The following is an 18,141-nucleotide window of genomic DNA, read 5'->3' as shown; positions in this document are numbered from 1 at the left end:
TCCCAACGATTTCCGGCCAGACACTTTCCTTACAACGAAAGCAAGTCAGTCCGGCTGCAATCTTTTTACCAATCTCTAAAGAGGAGTGAGTCGGGGAATGTCCAGTTCCCAAAGTCGTAATTCGTCCGTGTGGTCATGTCACACCTATCAGGGGCAACCCTGGAGGAACCATGCTTAGGTTGTTCAAGCGTATCAGTTCAGTCACGGCTGCGTTGGCAACGGTTGCCTCCGTAGCAGCAGCACAGCAAGGCGGTACAATATCGGGACGCGTGTTGACGGAAAGCGGTGCGCCGCTGACTGCAGCAAGCGTCTCAATTTCTTCGCTAGGTCTCGGCGCCTATACCAACGACCAGGGCGTGTACACCATCAACGTGTCAGCGGCACGAATGACCGGTCAGACGGTCGACCTCACTGCGCGTCGAGTCGGCTACGCGCCACATACGGTCCGGGTGACGCTTACATCGGGGCGTAACATACAGCAGGACTTCACGCTCACGGCGAACGCTACGAGCCTTACCGGCGTCGTCGTTTCTGCACTCGGCGTCGAGAAGCAGAAGAGCCAACTGGGTACCGCGATTCAGCAGGTCTCCAGCGAGCAGCTGAATGCGACGCACGATCAGAACATCGTCAATCAGCTGGAAGGCAAGGTTTCCGGCGTTGCGATCACTGGCTCGGGCACGCAGGGTGGTTCGACCAAGATCACGATCCGTGGTGCCAACTCGATCACCGGCAACAACGATCCGTTGTTCATCGTCGACGGGACGCCGGTTTCCAACCGCGGTCGCGGCGGCAGCCCGAACGGCGGCGGACTGGGCGGTTCCAACGTCGATTTCGGAAGTGTCATCAACGACATCGATCCGAACGACATTGCGACGGTGACGGTGCTCAAGGGCCCGAACGCCGCTGCAATTTACGGATCGCGCGGCGCTAACGGTGTAGTCCTCATCACTACCAAGCGCGGAAGTGCAAGCGCGAACGGCTTCCAGACTGCGGTCACGTCGAGCGTAACATTCGACACGCCTTCCATTGAACCCAAGTTCCAGAATCTCTATGGACAGGGATCTGGCGGCCAGTTCCAGTTCGTGGACGGCGCTGGCGGCGGCACGCAGGACTTCAACGATCAGAGCTTCGGTCCCCGGCTTGACGGGCGCACCATGGGTTGCATCTTCACGACAGCCCCGAACTCGACGACTTACGATCAGACTCAGCCGTGCACCCAGTTCGACAGCCCGGTCGTCAACGGCGTGCTGCAGCCCAGCCCGTGGATCGCGCACCCCAACAACGTAAGCAGCTTCTTCCAGACTGGTCAGACCTGGAACAACAACATCGCGTTCAGCGGTGGGACTGACCGTGCAACCGGCCGTCTCTCGGTCGGCGATGAGAACACGAAGGGCGTGATTCCGAACAACACCTTCCGCAAGGTCTCGAGCAGCTTCGCTGGCAACTTCAACGTCAGCAGCCGCCTGAGCACGTCGGCTACCGTCCAGTACATCAGCGACAAGGCATATAACCGGCCCGGTGTCGGATACAACTCCGGCATCATGGAAGGTCTCTACGTGTGGTTCGGTCGTCAGGTCGACATGAACGCGCTCAAGAATTACGAGCCGCACGCCGACCAGACGTTCTCGTGCAACGACCAGTACAACTGGAACTGCAACTTCCACAACAACCCGTACTGGATTCAATACCAGAATCCCGAGGCCGACAATCGCGATCACGTGATCGGAAGCGCTGCGGCGACGTGGAAGGTCACCAACTGGCTCAACGCTCAGGCTCAGACGGGCACCGACTACTACCGGTCCAACATCGCGCAGAATTACGCGGCCGGTAACCTCGGGTATAGCGATCTTGCCTACAACGGTGCGTTCTATCACTTCAACAACACCGGCAACGAGAACAACTCATCGTTGCTTCTGACCGCCAACAAGACTGCGAAGAGCTGGTTGCAGCTGAGCGGTACCCTCGGTGCCAACCGCCGTTACGCAACGTACGGATCCAGCAGCCTCCAGTCCGACGCCATACTTGCGGCGGATATTTACAACGTCTCCAACTCGGCCAAGTCTCCGACGGTGAACGAGTACGCCGAGCGCCGCCAGACCAATAGCGTGTACGGTTCTGGCTCTTTCACACTCGGTCAGGTGTGGACAGTCGAAGTCACTGGTCGTAACGACTGGTCGTCGACGTTGCCCAAGGGTAGCAACTCATACTTCTATCCATCGATCAACAGCTCGCTCGTCCTGACGGATCTGATGCCGTCACTCAAGAATCGCGTCCTGAGCTATGCCAAGATCCGCGGCGCGATCGCGAACGTTGGTAACGATGCAGACCCGTATCAGTTGGCCACGACGTACGTCGGTCAGGCCAACAAGTTCGGAAGCCTGCCGCAGTACACGTTGAGTGACACGCGCGCCAATCCTACGCTCAAGCCCGAGAACACGAACTCGGCCGAGGTTGGTTTGGAGCTTGGGTTCCTCAACAACCGGGCAACGCTGGATGCCAGCTACTATGGCAAGGCAACCACCAACGAGATCGTGAGCCTCAGCCTGGCCAACGAAACCGGCTTCTCCGCTGCGGCGCTGAATGCCGGCAAGTTGACGAACAAGGGTATCGAGGCACAGCTCACGTTGATCCCGATTCAGCTGGCGAACGGGTTCCAGTGGACATCGACGTTCAACTATTCCGCCAACCGAAGCAAGCTGGTTTCACTCTATCCGGGCGTTCAGAACTATCGCATCGGAAGCACGTGGACCATCGACGAGGAAGCGCGCGTCGGCCAGCCGTACGGCGACATCTTCGCGACTCCATACAAGCGCGACAGTACGACCGGCGAGCTGCTTCTGAGCGATGGACTGCCACAGAACGACGCCGGACATCGGCGTGTGCTTGGCAACGTCAACCCCAAGTGGATCGGCGGCTGGAACAATGAAGTCCGCTGGGGCCGGTTCACGGCCAGCGCGCTGCTCGACATTCACAGAGGCGGCAACATCTACTCCGTGACAAACATGTTCGGCCAGTACACCGGCGTGCTCACGAGCACGATCAACGGACGCCAGGTTGATTGGAACAATCCCGGACTTGTTGTCCATGGTATCGACCAGGCGACGGGCAAGGAGAACACCGTCAATGTCACGTCGGAGAACTACTACCAGTCGCTGTTCGAGAACGGCGAGGCATTCCTGTACGACGACAGCTTCGTCAAGCTGCGCGAGGTCCGTGTAGGGGTCGACCTGCCGAGCGGATTCACCAATCGCCTGAAAGTATCGAGCGCAAATCTCGCGTTCGTTGGGCGTAACCTGTGGACTCACACGAAGGTTCCGAACATAGATCCCGAGTTCACATACACTACTGGGAACTACCAGGGGGCAGAGTTTGCGGCGCTTCCTACGACGCGGAGCCTCGGCTTGAATCTCCGCATCACGCCATAACCGCCACCGGAGACTCTTAAATCATGCATATCAAGAAGCTCACATGTGCGGCGGGACTGACACTCGCCGCCGTCGTGGTCGGTTGCAGCAACGACAACCTGACCAATCTCAACACGAATCCCAACAACCCGACGAGTGCACCGCCGGGCCCGGTTTTCACATACGCCACGCGTCTGTCCGCCGCGACCTTTGTCGGCAACGGATTCGATCTGCGTCAGACCGAGTTCGTCGCTCAACACTGGGCCGAGGTGCAGTATCCTGACGAGGATCGGTATGCTCGTCTCGACCCCGCGTCGACTCAGGGTACCTGGACAGGTGCCTACAGCGGACAGCTCCAGGACCTGAACAAGGTTGCTGCCGCCGGCATCGCCGCGAAGGACCCGGGAACTTACGGTCCGGCGCAGGTGCTGCAGACGTGGAACTTCGAGTATCTCACTGATACCTGGGGTGACATTCCTTATTCCGCCGCGCTCAAGGGCGACAGCACGGGCGGTAGCCTGACTCCGGCCTTCGACTCACAGAAGGATGTGTACGCTGGAATGTTGGCGACACTCACGTCCGCCGCGACGGCGCTGAAGGGTGCTTCCAACTCGCTCGGGTCCGCCGATCCGATCTATGGCGGGAGTACAGCGGCGTGGGCGAAGTTTGCCAATTCGCTGCGCGCTCGTCTGGCGATGCGTTTGGTGAACGTGGATCCCGCGACCGCCGACGCTCAGCTCAAGGCGGCCTTTACCGATCCAGCTGGCGTGTTCGCGTCGAATGCCGACATGGCGAAACTTGTCTATCCGGGCGATGGTGTTTACAACAACCCGATGACAGACAACTTTTCCGGCCGCGACGATCACCGCGTTTCGCAGACGCTTGCGAACATTCTGATCGCCAACTCCGATCCACGCATGCCGATCCTCATGCAGCCGGTCGTGGATTCCTCCGCTTCCGGTCCGCTTGGATACGCGGGCATGCCTAACGGACTGTCCACCTCCACTGCCGGTACCTACTTCCGTATTGCATCGCGACCGGGCTCGTATCTGTATCCCGGCGCGACTACGTTCGGAACCTTCGGATCCGCGGCGAACAAGAAGAATCCGACGTATCTGATGACCTACGCGGAACTCCTGTTCATCAAGGCCGAGGCAGCACAACGTGGGATCGGTGGCCTGAACGCCGGACAAGCCGCCGGCTTTTACAATGCGGCCATCGAGGCATCGATGGCGCAGTGGGGCGTGACGAGCGCCAGCGCGATTGCCGCGTACGAGGCGGGTCCAAACGTCGCGTACAAGGGTGGCACGGCAGGGCTCACGCAGATTGCGGTTCAGAAGTGGGTCGCAATGGTCGGCGATGGTGCGCAGTCGTGGGCGGAATGGCGCCGCACATGCCAGCCGTCAACGATCAAGCCTGGTCCGGCCGCAGTCGTCAATTTCGTACCGCGGCGGTTCTACTATCCGAACCAGGAGTACACGCTCAACGCGGCGAGTGTCGCCGCCGCGAACGCGGCTCAGGGTGCCGACAACTTCGGAACGCGGCCCTACTGGGACACGAAGCCGAGTGCAGCACCGACCTACGTTTCGGCAGCCGTCTGCGGACCGTGATGTAGCGCTGGTCGAGTAGTGCTGGAGAGAAAGGGACTTCCGCCGGTGGCGGAAGTCCCTTTCTTCATATAGGTAGGGCTCGCGTGCGCTGCTTGTGACGAAGTCGGTGATCCTGTTTGACGCCCGCCATACCCGATTGGTGGCGCCATGCAGCATTCGAACATTGTCAACACACCGTTGCGTTGAATGGTCGGCGCTCGCCTCAGCCGTCCGAAGCCGTAAACTTTCATGCGCACAATTTTACACGTGCGCCGGCCCGTGAACCGCGCATCGTGCACGAAGGCTGCATCACTCTTACCGGTATAGCTGCACGTTGCACGATTGCATGATCATGCAGCCCCGCTGCACAAATACACGCAAGTGCATTAAGAAATCTTGGTGAATTCGCATTAAGAAATCTTAACGGTCTAGCGCGACGAACCCTGTAGCGCGTGATTAGCCAGATTGTTCCAAACACGCCGTCGTTCTCCAGCGACGCCCGTGGTGTGCTCATTTCAGATCGCATTGCCATCCAGCGGCGGCGAAGGAGGTAGTGAGCAGAGAGGGCGGCCTTTCGCACTCGATCAGGTGGTACTTCGCGTACGTACCAATCGCGCCGCACGGCGGCGCATCATGGAGGAGACTCATTACAATGTTCAAACGTATCTTGTCAGTCATCGGCGCAAGCGCGATGGTTGCCTCGGTTGCGTTGGCACAGGGGACTACCATCTCCGGACGTGTGACCAACGAAGCCGGTGCCCCGTTAGCGGGCGCAAGCGTGTTCATACCTTCGCTCAACCTGGGATCGCAGACGAACGATGCCGGTCGTTACACCTTTGTCGTCGCCGGAGCTCGCGCGGCGGGACAGACTGTAGCGCTCACCGCACGCGTTATCGGCTTCACGTCCAAGTCGGTCCAGGTAACTCTGACCAACGGTCAGAACATCACCGAGAACTTTGTCCTTGTAGCGAATCCGCTCAGACTGGGCGAAGTCGTCGTGACAGGTGCCGGTACTTCCACGACACGCGAGCGCCTCACATCGACCATCAACTCAGTCGATAGCGCATCGCTGCATCGTGTCGCTCAACCGCAGAACGTCGTCTCGGCGCTCGCGGCGCAGGCACCGAACGTGGAAGTTCGTACACAATCCGGCGAGCCCGGCTCCTCCGCGTCCATCAAGATCCGCGGCGCCTCTTCGCTCTCCGGCACGAATCAGCCTCTGTTCGTCGTCGACGGCCAGCCGATCGACAACTCGACCGAGTCGACCAACGGCGGCGATGCGAGCACAGTCACCACCAACCGCGCGTCCGACATCAATCCCGCGGATATCGAGTCCATCGAAATCCTCAAGGGTGGTGCTGCGGCTGCGATCTATGGTGCACGCGCTTCCAACGGCGTTGTGCTGATCACAACCAAGCGCGGTCACTCCGGGCCAACACGCTACTCGTTCACGTCCACGGAGACGTTCGACAACGTGTACACGCCGCAGTTGGTGCAGACCATGTACGGTCAGGGCATCAACCAGACGCCAGCCACGTGCGGCGGTCCGGATTGCGTAGTCAATCGCTATTCCTGGGGCCCGCAGATTGCGGCTGGAACGCCAATCTACAACCACCAGACCGAGCTGTTCGATACGGGCTTGACTGCTGACAACAATCTGCAGATCTCTGGCGGCAGCGACCGTACGACATTCTTCGCATCTGGCGGACTCACCAATCAGGACGGCTACTTCAAGGGACCGAACAACAAGTACAATCGGGCGACGGTCCGCCTCAAAGGCACGCAGGAAGTGAGCTCCAAGCTCACTGTCGGCGGCAACATCAGCTACATCGATACCCGCGGCAAGTACGTGCAGAAGGGGTCCAACGTTTCGGGGCTCATGCTCGGTGCGTTGCGCACGCCGCCCACGTACAACAACGAAGACGCATTCACCTCGACGGGTCTCCAGAAGCCGGCGCGCTTCCCGAATCCGACCAGCGTCGCCTCACTACAGAACGCGATCTACTACGACAATCCGTTCTTCGTTCTGGGAAGCGCCGGAAATCGCAGTGAGCTTGGTCGCTCCATCGGAAATGTGAATGCCGACTGGATCCCACTCGGCTGGTTGACGGTGAAGGAGACGCTCGGCGCGGATTACTACAATGATTCCCGTCTCGAGGCACTCCCGCTCACGTCGGCCGGCAATGTTCTCGGTCAGGTCGACAGGCTCGACATCAACAACCTGACGATCGATAACAACCTCATCGCGACGGCGCAGCACACCTTCAGCGACCGGCTCGATGCAACACTGACGGTCGGCCAGAACCTCAACTCACGCCGCTTCCGCCAGCTCTTTGTCGACGGACAGCAATTGGTAGCACCAGAGCCGCTCGCACTGCAGAACACCATCAGTCAGACGGCCAACGAGAACAAGAACCTCCGTCACGTGCAGGGTTACTTCACGCAGGCGGAAATCAATCTCTTCCAGCAGCTGGTGCTGAACGTCGGCGTACGTAACGACGGCTTCTCCACCTTCGGCGCATCCAATCGCCGCGCGAACTATCCCAAAGCATCGGCGGCATGGACGTTCACCAAGCTGCTCGGCACCGAGGAGAACTCCGGCTGGTTCAACTACGGCAAGATCCACTTTGCCTACGGTGAAACCGGTAAGGAGCCGCCCGTGTATGGCGCAGTTACTGCGCTCTCGACCGGCGGCTTTGGACTTGGCGGCTACGGAGATGCCTTGAAGGCCGGTATCAACGGACAGGGAGCGCTCTCCACCAGCGGAACGATCGGTAACCCGGCACTGCGCCCGGAGCGCGATCGCGAGACGGAATTCGGTGGCGACTTCGCCTTTTTCCGGTCCAGGGCTGACCTGACCGCGACGTACTATGACAAGCGGTCGAGCGACGTTATTCTCTCCACGCCTGTCAACGCTGCCCAGTTCGGCGCGACCAGTCAGATTCTCAACGGCGCTGCGCTCAAGAATCAGGGCGTGGAGCTCACTCTCAATCTGCACCCGATCCAGACGCGCAACGCGACATGGGACGTTGGTGTCATGTACGGCCGCAACAAGGGCGACGTGACGAGTCTCAACGGTGCGCAGTTCATCGACTACAACAATGAAGGTTTCACCGGTGCGATCGGTTCGTCGACCATCGGCTTTGCGCCAGGCGTGATTCGCGGCGATGACTTCGCGCGCTGCGGTCGCGGGCTTACGCTCGCTGTTCCAGGTATCACGGGTGGTCCGCAGAACATCGATGCTCTGTGCGGCTCCGCGCCGAAGGGTGCGCTGTTCCTCGCGCCGAACGGCAGGCCGATCGTCGACCCGACGGATCGTGTCATCGCCGATCCGAACCCGAAGTACACGATGTCGTACAACACCAGCCTCCACCTCTGGAACAAGCTCACACTGTCCGGTCTGCTCGACGTACGCAAGGGCGGCACGGTGTGGGACGGAACGCGCGGCATTCTCGACAACTTCGGAACCGGCGTCGACACGTACATCCGCAACCAGCAGGGCGTGTTCGGCAAGAATTATCAGACTGATGTATTCCCAGTCGTTGCCGGCCCTGGTGTTGGCGTCACTGCATTCGCGACGCCGAAGGATTGGCAGCAATGGTTCCAGGGTAACGGCGGTGGCTTCGGTCCCGTCGGATCACAGTTCATGGAGAACGGAAGCTTCGTCAAGCTGCGTGAGCTTGGCGTCACCTACACTCTGGACCAGCGCTGGGTACGGTCGTTGAGCGGGTTCAGCAGTGCCGACATCCGCTTCGCCGGCAGAAATCTCAAGACATGGACCAAGTACAAGGGCTTTGATCCCGAGGCGAACCTCGGTGGTGCAGAGTTCCTCACACAAGGTCTCGACTATTTCAGCAATCCGCAGACGCGGTCGTTCGTAGTCTCGATCAGCCTCAACCGCTAACGCGACCAAGGAGATATCAGTGTCAATAAAAAACAAACTGGCCGCGATCGCGATGCTGGGCGCTGCGCTCGGCGCGACTGCATGCCAGGGCGACTTTCTGACGGGCGGGGAGCTGAGCAACGATCCCAATCGCCCCACGGTCGCATCGAATGATCAGCTGTTCGTCGGTAATCAGGAAACCCTGTGGGCCTACTGGGGCAGCGATCCGGCGCGCGTAACAGGCGTCTACGCGCAACAGTTCACCGGGCTTGCCAACCAGTACGGCGCGCTCGGCGCCACATACAGTCAGGACGCCACGACCACAAATGGTACGAACGCCGCGCTGTATACCGGCGGCGGACTCGTAGACATCGTGAAGCTGCAGAAAGCCGTTGCGGCCGCCCACGATTCTGTGTATCTGGGAATCGCACGTGTCGTGGAAGGAGCATTGATGGGCACCGGCGCCGACCTCTTTGGCGACCTGGTCTACAAGCAAGCGCTTTCTGGAACTCCGAACCCGACGCTGGATGATCAGATGTCGGTGTACGATTCGGTCCAGACGGTTCTTTCAGCCGCCATCACCGATCTCGGAGCAACGGGGCCGACCAACATCGGTCCAGGCGCGGCTGATCTGGTTTACGGGGGCGACGCCACGCAATGGACGACGATGGCGCACACGCTCAAGGCGCGCTTCTTCATGCACACCGCCGAGGTTCGTGGCACGGCGGCGTACCAGTCCGCGCTCAACGAAGCGAAGCTGGGCATCACGAGCGACGCCGGGAACTACTTTGGCGCGTTCACGCAGGGCAACCTGCCGACCGAGTCCAACTTCTACTACCAGTTTCACGGCCCGGCAGGCCGCGGTGGAGATCTTGGGGGTGGCGTCTTCCTCGATTCACTCCTCAAGGCGCGAAACGATCCGCGTGATGCGGAGTATTTCAGCCACACCTCGACGGGTGCGGTCAATTGGCTGAGCGCCACGCGGAACGCGCCGGATTTCCAGCAGCCGTTCGTTACATATGATGAGAACACCCTCATATGGGCTGAAGCTGCGTATCGCACCGGAGACGCGGGAACCGCGCTCGCCAAGCTCAACGAGGAGCGCGCGAACCACGGGTTGTCTGCCGAAAGTGTCTCGGGACAGGCGCTTCTCAACGAAATACTCACCGAGAAGTACATAGTCGACTTCCAGCTCGGCGAGGAAGCATGGAACGACTACAAGCGGACCTGCACGCCCAACATTGCGCCGCCGCAAGCAGGGCTCGTGATTCCGGGCCGCATGTTCTATGATTCCGGGGAAGAAAACACCAACACGAACGTCCCCGCGCCGGGCGTTGGTATAAACAATCTCCGGCCGCCGAACGATCCGGTCAACGCGACGTCCGATGGAACGGGCGCCGCATGCAAGGCCGGAGCCTGATGGCGCGTTTCCGCAGTTGAAGGGTAGCACTGATTCAGCCCGATCCCGTATGGATCGGGCTGAATCAGTTCGGCCCCATGCCATATCACCCATTCCGGTCGACTCATGCATTCTTTTCGTTTACGGCGCGCCGTTGCCCCCGCAGTCGCTCTGCTGTCTGTCGGTTGTCAGGTTTACACACCGATATCACTCTCGTCTCAGCTGTCGAAGGACGATGTCCGGCTCACGCTGACGAACGATGGAACCGTGAATCTCGCCAGGGCGCTTGGTGTTGGCGCGTCGGAACTGGAGGGTCACATCGACTCCGTCACCGATTCGACAATCGTCATGCGCATCACCGAGCTCACGCGCCTCAGCGGTTCCGACGAAACATGGAGCGGTGAGCCGGTGTCGATTCCACGTACGAGCGTAGCGACCGCCGAACGTCACACGACGTCGGTCGCGCGCAGCGTTCTCCTGGGCGGTGCCCTGGTTGCCGGCGCAGTGCTGGCAGGTACGGTCGCGGGATCCGCGCAAGGCGGGTCGACCACCGGGCCGATCAAACCGCCCAAATAGCAGCGAGCAGCCAGCGATGTTTGCTGCGCGTTGCTACCAGATGCCGACGGTCGAGCGTTGCAGGTTGTCTTCCAATGTCAACGCGACGGTGTAACCCGTTCGCACGGAAACAACGGGACTCAGATAATCGTCGCGCTCGCCGGCATAAGCCGGTCCTCCAATTGGTGCCATCGAATCATCATGGCCGCCAATGCGGTGCACCAGGAGCTGTATCGTTCCGCCCGCGCTAACCAGTCGGACCGGGATGGCAAATGTCGCCGACTTGGCCGCCGTCACTTGGGCAAACCGCGTTCGTGATCCGTCGTGCAACACGTAGATGACCACGTCGGACCAGTTACGGTTCTCGACTTCCAGCGCAAGCGCGTTGGCGGGTACCTCGTCGTCGACTGGCTTGCTGTGCGCAGTAGTGCAAGCGGTTGCAACGACCGATACAACTCCAAAAAGGGCAAGACGTGCGACGTCCATAACCCCTCCACGAGGGCTTCCCGAATAATCTACTGCGAATTCGGCGCCGGCATCACGGATACCGGCGAAATACCAATCAGCTCTTACACGCACGACGGCGCTCGGCGGTATCCCCTTGCGCATTACCTCACGGTACGGGTGGAAACGAGCGAAGCGGGGTGATCGCCCTCTCGATCGCTTCGGTGCGCGATTCGATCGTTACCGGCGGTATGCCGGAGATCATCGTTGTCATGCCGGACGGCGACAATGGACCCTGCCAGGATCTCGTCGCTCTCCTTGATTCAACTAACCCTACGGTAGAGAACAGAGAGCAGGCGGCCATACCACCGCGTTTTGGCGGGCACACGAAGCCCGGAGTCTGGTGTGGCTGGCGGGCGTAATCGCTCGCTGACCGGAATCAATTGCGATTCTATTACATGTTTGCGGTTGACGGCCCCGTTGTACGGTTCCATGTTGTACGGGGCCAAAATGACGTGTTCCTGACCCTGGAACATATGTAGTCACAGCACGGGCACCCCGGGCGGCGCTTGCGATTTTGCGAAATCTTAATGACGCCCTGAGGATGCGGTACCGTGACCCGGCTGTACGTTAGTCCGGTTCAAATCGGCCGGAGACATCCACCCAATCCTGAGACGAGTAGGAGGCACACGAGCGGTTTGGTTTGTTCTTGATGGGGTCGCAGCATCGGCCCCACACGACAGCACGCAGTACAAGCTTTCCATCCACAGATGTCAATCACGCCGGCGAACGAGTTCGTCGGACGGAGGAATGTTCGGATGAAGTCAGTAACACGTCTCTGGATTGCGGCGGTATTACTCGCTGTGATCCCATCGCTCGGCCATGCGCAGCAGACGCGGCGCGTGACCGGTCACGTAACCGTCCAGGGGGGCACTGAGCCCATCCCCGGAGCAACGGTTCAGGTAGTGGGCACGACCCTCGGCGGTACCGCTGATGACAACGGTAACTTCAACATCAGCGTGCCGGCCGGCGCACATCAACTGCGCATTCGCCGAATCGGCTTTGCGGCCAAGATCGTCCCCGTCGGCGCCAACGACAACTCGATCAACGTCTCGCTCGCGCGTGACGTCCTCCAGCTCGAGACTCAGGTCATCACCGGTCAGGCGACGACGGTGTCGCGCGCTAACGCTGCGAACGCTGTAACGGTGGTAAACACCGAACAGATCAACAAGGTTCCGCAGCAGAACATCGAGAGCGCGCTGCAGGGCAAGGTTCCCGGCGCCGTGATCACGTCCAACTCGGGCGCACCAGGCGGCGGAATCCAGTTGCAGCTTCGCGGTACCAATACCGTGAACGGCAACTATCAGCCGCTGTACGTCGTTGACGGCGTCGCAGTGGACAACTCCTCGTTCGGAAACGGCCTCAACAGCATCTCGGGTGCCGGTGGCGCGATCTCTTCCACCCAGGATCAGCAGGTCAATCGTATCGCCGACCTCAACCCTGAAGACATCGAATCGATCGAAGTCCTCAAGGGGCCGTCGGCCGGCGCCATCTACGGTTCGCGCGGTGCAAACGGTGTCGTGGTCATCACCACCAAGCGCGGTCGCGCTGGTACTCCGTCGCTTGACGTCGTACAGCGTTTCGGAACGACGGCCGTATCCAACACGCTCGCTCTTCGTTGCTTCACGCAGGCACAGGCGACGGATTACGTCAACGCCAATCCACCGGCAGGATTCAAGGGCGCCACGGATTACTTCGCGGCAAACCCGTACGCCGGCTGCACCGATGCACAGAATCAGCTCTACGGCAACCACGGCCTGTCGTACGAGACTTCGGCCTCGCTGCGCGGCGGTACAGGTGACGGCAACACGACGTACTTCACCTCTGCGGGCGTGAAGCACGACGCTGGAATCACCTCGACGGACGGTTACGACAAGCAGAACCTCCGGATCAACCTGACGCAGCAGTTCGGTCCCAAGATCAATCTGCGCGCCAATACCGAAGTGCTGCACACGCTCACCAAGCGCGGTATCTCCGGTAACGACAACAACGCGATCAACCCGCTGGACGTCATCTCTGGAACGCCGTCGTTCTATGACTTCTCCCGAAAGGTCAACGGCGTTTACACGTCGGATCCGTGGGCCGTCAGCGGTGCCAACATCCTGCAGGATCAGGAAGTGATCAAGACCCCTGAGAACGTCTACCGCCTGATCGGTAGTGCGCAGGCAGGGTGGTCTGCAATCGCCTCCACGCGCCAGACCCTCGACTTCTCGCTACTCGGCGGCGTCGACAGCTACTCCGACCAGGCGCTGATCTATTCGCCACCGTTCACGTATCTGGAGCAGTCGGGCGTCATCAGCCCGTACGCCGGTACGGTCGCCAATGGTAACACGAACGTCGTGAGTGGCAACCTGAACCTGAACGGCACACACAAGCTGATTCTTTCACCGTTCACAGCGACGACATCGTTTGGTTTGCGCCAGGATCGGGCGCAGGTCGACAACGTTTTCAATCAGGGCAAGGGACTGTTCCCGGGCATCACGAACGTTGCGACCGCAACACAGACGGCCGTCAACCAGTCGCAGAACGATACCAAGTCGTTCTCGTACTACGCTCAGGAAGAAATCCTGACCGCCAATGAACGGCTCCTGTTGACCGGCGCCATCAATGCAGAGCGTTCCAGCACCAACGGCGACGCGCACAAGTTCTACTCGTATCCAAAGGCATCGATCTCGTACAAGCTGCCATGGCTACCGCCAAAGACGGACAACCTGAAGTTGCGTCTGGCGTACGGCAAGGCTGGTAACCGTGTCCCTACAAACTTCAAGTACACATTCCTTACTCCATTGCTTGAAGATGGCGTCAACGGGTTACGCCAGGGTGCGCAGATCGGGCTTAACACGATCAAGCCGGAGCTTACGACCGAAGTCGAAGGTGGATTTGATGCCACCATGTTTGGTGGGCGTGCCGGCCTCGAAGTCACGCAGTATGAGAAGAAGACAACAGGCATGGTACTGACCGCGGGACTTGCGCCGTCGACCGGTTTCACCACCAAGGTGATCAACGGCGGAGCGATGCGTAACGTCGGTACGGAGGTCGGACTGAATCTGGTACCGATCCAGACGGGCATCTTTACGTGGACATCGAACACCACGTTCTCCCGTAACAAGAACAAGGTAACCAGCCTTCCGGTCCCGGCGTTTGCGACAGGCTCCGGCTTCAGCGAACGCTTCGGCAGCTACAAGATCCAGCAAGGCTACTCCGCCACGCAGGTCGTGGTGTTCAGCGGCTTCGATTCCACGTTCGATTCGAACGGCAAGTACCTCAGCCGCGCGCGTCACGAGCTCCACATCGGAGATCAGAACCCTGACTTCCAGATGGGCTTTTCGAACGACTTCACGCTTGGCAAGCTCACACTTTCCAGCTTGCTGGACTGGCGCAAGGGCGGCTACGTGATCAACCTCACGAACAACTACTTCGACTTCAACGTCGGTGGCAGCAACTTCGCCGATACGCTCGCTGCACAGAAGCGCGGAGCCGCGTTCCTTGCCGGTCAGCCGGTATATGCGGAGCACGGCAGCTTTGCCAAGCTTCGTGAGTTGACACTTTCGTATGACCTCGGCGAATCGTTCGCGCACCGGATGTTGGGAAACCACGCGAAGGATCTCCGAATCGAGGCAAGCGGACACAATCTGATCACCTGGACCAACTACACGGGTTATGACCCCGAGGTGTCGAACTTCGGTAACGCACCGATCGGCCGTACGCAGGATGTGACGCCGTATCCGCCGAGCCGCCAGTTCTTCCTCTCGCTCAACGCCACATTCTAATCTCGGGGAACGCACTTAAATGAAGAAATACATCGCGGCGGCACTCACCAGCACTCTTGTGCTGGCGGGTGCGTGCCAGGATAATCCGGCAGCACCGAGCCGGGACAACGTCGTGGCAGGATCGCAGCAGACGCTGCAGTCGCTGGCCACAGGTATCATAGCGCAGGATCGCGCGAACTACGGCGGCAACTATTTTCTTTGGGGAGGGATCATGGCGCGCGATGCCATCGTTCCTACAGCCAATGAAAGCCGCTTCGTCACGGAGTTCTACGTGACACCACCCGATCCCAGCGATTTCATCGGTGGCTCGCAGTGGACTGGCTACTACCAGATGCTTCGCGCGTCGCAGATTCTGCTCAAGGACGCATCGTTCACGTCGCTCAGTGCGGCTGATCAGGGCGCTGCGCGCGGCTTTGTCCGTACACTGGACGCGCTTTCCTACATACGGTTGATCGACTACCGCGATCAGAATGGCGTGGTCATCCAGGGGGCGGACCCGACAGTACAGGATCCCATCAAGACGAAGGCGTCCGTACTCGCCTACACGTCCGCGCTGCTCGACTCGGCGCTGGTGGATCTGCAGGCGGGATCGAGCACAGTACCGTTCACGTTGCCGTCCGGTTATTCGCTCCACGGAGATTACAGCCAGACCGCCAACCTCATCCTGCTCAATCGTGGTCTGAAAGGACGGGTCGAGGTCATGCGTGCGCTGGATCCGGTTGCACCGAACGCGGCCAGTGCGGCAGCGGCGCTCACTGCGCTGAACATTGCGCTCGCTGGCGCGCCGTCACCAATGACGGAGGCATACCTCAACACCGGGCCGTGGTACCAGTACAATCCGTCGTCGCCTGAGAGTGCGGCGAATCCGCAGCAGGGCTCGTCCTCGCTGGTCACGGATAACTTTGTGAATTCGTTCATGCCCGGCGACATACGCGCAGCCAACGTCATTCCGGCGTCTGCTCCGACGGTCGCAGGATTCACCGCGTCGCATCGTCTGAAACTGACCGATCCGAATAACGCCGCGCTCCAGTCGGCGCCGATTCCGATCGTACGCAACGCTGAGCTGGTGCTGCTTCGTGCGCAGGCGGAAATCGCAACCGGTGACCTTGCCGGCGCGACGAAGGACATCAACGCAGTACACACGGTAGAAGGCGGCCTGCCAGCATACTCGACGTTCACGACTGCGTCGGATGCCATCAACGCGCTGCTGTACGAGTTGCGTTACACATTCACGTACTTCGGGCCACAGCACATCGTAGCGCTTCGTGAGTACAAGATGTTCAACCTCGCGTACGTTACGCAGGCGGGCATGCCGAACAAGGGCGCAGCTGATCCGCTTGTTCAGAGCCTGCCGATCACGCTGAACGAGACGAACGCACGGAACGGCAACATCACTCCGGTGCCGTAATCTCGGAACTGTTTCGGACATTGTAAAAGCAAAGGGGGCCCGGACGGGCCCCCTTTGTGCTGTAACACGTAACGCCGGACCGTGTCGGGCGAGCCGGCATCAACTTCGGAGTCTCCCATGGCTTCCACACCTCTGATCGCCGGGCCAGCGCGGCGCTTCAACGCCGCTTGCATGGTCCTCGTCCTCGCAGTTGCTGTTGCAGGATGCACCCGCGCTAACACAGCTGTCGCGCCCGGAGGTGACCCGATGATGGTCACCGAGGACCAGATCGAGCAGCTGCGAGTCGCGGACGCTTACGACATAGTGGCTCAGACGCACGCGAATTTCCTGCACAGTCGCGGCCGCGAGTCCCAGAACCCCAACGTCCCGGCCATCCCCGTTCACGTATTCGTCGACGACACTTATTACTCGAGCGACGTCAATGCACTGCGTGAGATTACCGCCCAGGACGTAATGGCGATCCGCTTCTACCAGTCCTACGAGGCCCAGTACAAGTTCGGCAGCGGCCACATGGGCGGCGTGATCCAGGTGATCACCAAGAATTAAACCCGGGCGCTCGCGCCGCCCATATGGGATGAACCGCACGCGGGGCCGTTAGCAGACTGTCGTGGCGATGTGTATTTTTACGCCAACATCTGAAAACAGGACCCGGTTGCAAAATGTGGAACTACAGACCTGCGCACGATAAGTGCCGCACGCTACCCGGCGTGGCCGGCGATGTCGCCACGCTCCGACTTACGGTTGCATCCCTCCTCTTCGCTGCAATGGCGTGCAGCCGCGTATCACCGGCTGCTTCACCAGCGACTGACCTCAGAGCGCAGATCGAGGCCCGCGTCGCCCGCGCCCCCGGCGCACTCGTCGGCGTTGCGTACATCGACCTCGCCACAGGCGATACGCTCTTCATCAATGCCGATAGCCTCATGCATGCGGCGAGCACGATGAAGGTTCCGGTCATGATGCGACTCTTTCGCGAATCGGACGCAGGTCGTCTCTCGCTCAGCCAACGCATCCCGGTCGTGAATCGGTTCACGTCGATAGTCGACGGATCGCCGTACGTGCAGGATCCAGGTGTCGATAGCGACAGCGCGATGTACAAGCTGGTTGGCGACTCCGTGACGATACGGGATCTCATCCAGCACATGATCACGCGATCCAGCAATCTTGCGACGAACACGCTCATAGCTCTCGCAAACCCCGATAGTGTCAACGCAATGATGCGCTCGCTCGGCGCTCGACGCATGCTGGTGCTGCGCGGCGTGGAAGACGAGAAGGCGTTCGAGAAAGGACTCAACAACATGGCGACTGCTCGCGATCTCGCCATTCTTCTGAGAGACATCGAGACGGGAAAGGCCGCTTCACCAGCGTCGACGGACTCGATGCGCGCAATCCTCCTGGCGCAGCAATTCAACGAGAAAATCCCCGCCGGTCTCCCGGCCGGCACACGCGTCGCGCACAAGACGGGGGACATCACAGCCATCGCGCACGACGCGGCGATCGTATATCCTGCAAACCGCAAACCCTACATCCTCGTGGTTCTTACCAAAGGCATCGAGAAGGAGCCCGTTGCCGATTCGCTGATAGCCGACGTGTCGCGCATTGTCTACCGGCATGCGATGGCAACTCACTGAC

At 60.0% G+C, this 18,141-nt stretch carries 10 protein-coding genes; 9 read left to right on the top strand and 1 reads right to left on the bottom strand.

Annotated elements, in window-relative coordinates; all coding sequences use genetic code 11:
* The first annotated feature begins 170 nt into the window (after positions 1-170).
* The 5 genes from V4529_11350 to V4529_11330 all read left to right on the top strand — a co-directional run bounded on the left by V4529_11350 (position 171) and on the right by V4529_11330 (position 10,851).
* Positions 171-3,425: a SusC/RagA family TonB-linked outer membrane protein gene (locus V4529_11350; protein MES2358919.1), complete on the top strand. Its 3,255-nt coding sequence runs from the start codon at positions 171-173 to the stop codon at positions 3,423-3,425.
* A 23-nt stretch (positions 3,426-3,448) separates the two neighbouring features.
* A complete protein-coding gene (locus V4529_11345; protein ID MES2358918.1) occupies positions 3,449-5,014 on the top strand; it encodes a SusD/RagB family nutrient-binding outer membrane lipoprotein in 1,566 nt (521 codons plus the stop codon).
* 631 nt (positions 5,015-5,645) lie between these two features.
* On the top strand, positions 5,646-8,897 hold the full coding sequence (locus tag V4529_11340; GenBank protein ID MES2358917.1) for a SusC/RagA family TonB-linked outer membrane protein: 3,252 nt from the start codon (positions 5,646-5,648) through the stop codon (positions 8,895-8,897).
* Positions 8,898-8,916: 19 nt separating this feature from the next.
* Positions 8,917-10,296, top strand: a complete 1,380-nt coding sequence (locus V4529_11335; protein ID MES2358916.1) for a SusD/RagB family nutrient-binding outer membrane lipoprotein — start codon at positions 8,917-8,919, stop codon at positions 10,294-10,296.
* A gap of 105 nt (positions 10,297-10,401) precedes the next feature.
* On the top strand, positions 10,402-10,851 hold the full coding sequence (locus V4529_11330; protein ID MES2358915.1) for a hypothetical protein: 450 nt from the start codon (positions 10,402-10,404) through the stop codon (positions 10,849-10,851).
* Positions 10,852-10,884: 33 nt separating this feature from the next.
* Here the strand turns inward: V4529_11330 and V4529_11325 are convergent, their stop codons facing one another.
* The gene (locus V4529_11325) at positions 10,885-11,316 is read right to left on the bottom strand and encodes a hypothetical protein (protein ID MES2358914.1); all 432 of its coding nucleotides are present in this window, start codon (positions 11,314-11,316) and stop codon (positions 10,885-10,887) included.
* A 776-nt stretch (positions 11,317-12,092) separates the two neighbouring features.
* Between V4529_11325 and V4529_11320 the strand changes: the two genes are divergently transcribed.
* The 4 genes from V4529_11320 (at position 12,093) to V4529_11305 (ending at position 18,140) form a co-directional block, all read left to right on the top strand.
* The gene (locus V4529_11320; GenBank protein ID MES2358913.1) at positions 12,093-15,104 is read left to right on the top strand and encodes a SusC/RagA family TonB-linked outer membrane protein; all 3,012 of its coding nucleotides are present in this window, start codon (positions 12,093-12,095) and stop codon (positions 15,102-15,104) included.
* A gap of 19 nt (positions 15,105-15,123) precedes the next feature.
* Positions 15,124-16,512 carry a hypothetical protein gene (locus tag V4529_11315; protein ID MES2358912.1) on the top strand — a complete coding sequence of 463 codons (1,389 nt, stop codon included), beginning with the start codon at positions 15,124-15,126 and terminating at the stop codon, positions 16,510-16,512.
* A 117-nt stretch (positions 16,513-16,629) separates the two neighbouring features.
* Entirely contained in the window at positions 16,630-17,058 is a 429-nt protein-coding gene (locus V4529_11310; GenBank protein ID MES2358911.1) for a hypothetical protein, read from the top strand.
* Positions 17,059-17,171: 113 nt separating this feature from the next.
* Entirely contained in the window at positions 17,172-18,140 is a 969-nt protein-coding gene (locus tag V4529_11305) for a serine hydrolase (GenBank protein ID MES2358910.1), read from the top strand.
* Position 18,141 lies beyond the last annotated feature (1 nt).

The sequence above is a fragment of the Gemmatimonadota bacterium genome, from assembly GCA_040388625.1.
Taxonomy (GTDB): domain Bacteria; phylum Gemmatimonadota; class Gemmatimonadetes; order Gemmatimonadales; family Gemmatimonadaceae; genus Fen-1247.
This window is presented reverse-complemented; position numbering and strand designations above follow the sequence as displayed.

Excerpts from the sequence above, each read along its gene's own strand:
- V4529_11350 (MES2358919.1), top strand. The coding sequence starts at position 171 with ATGCTTAGGTTGTTCAAGCGTATCAGTTCAGTCACGGCTGCGTTGGCA.
- V4529_11345 (MES2358918.1), top strand. The coding sequence starts at position 3,449 with ATGCATATCAAGAAGCTCACATGTGCGGCGGGACTGACACTCGCCGCC.
- V4529_11340 (MES2358917.1), top strand. The coding sequence starts at position 5,646 with ATGTTCAAACGTATCTTGTCAGTCATCGGCGCAAGCGCGATGGTTGCC.
- V4529_11330 (MES2358915.1), top strand. The coding sequence starts at position 10,402 with ATGCATTCTTTTCGTTTACGGCGCGCCGTTGCCCCCGCAGTCGCTCTG.
- V4529_11325 (MES2358914.1), bottom strand. The coding sequence starts at position 11,316 with ATGGACGTCGCACGTCTTGCCCTTTTTGGAGTTGTATCGGTCGTTGCA.
- V4529_11320 (MES2358913.1), top strand. The coding sequence starts at position 12,093 with ATGAAGTCAGTAACACGTCTCTGGATTGCGGCGGTATTACTCGCTGTG.
- V4529_11315 (MES2358912.1), top strand. The coding sequence starts at position 15,124 with ATGAAGAAATACATCGCGGCGGCACTCACCAGCACTCTTGTGCTGGCG.
- V4529_11310 (MES2358911.1), top strand. The coding sequence starts at position 16,630 with ATGGCTTCCACACCTCTGATCGCCGGGCCAGCGCGGCGCTTCAACGCC.
- V4529_11305 (MES2358910.1), top strand. The coding sequence starts at position 17,172 with ATGTGGAACTACAGACCTGCGCACGATAAGTGCCGCACGCTACCCGGC.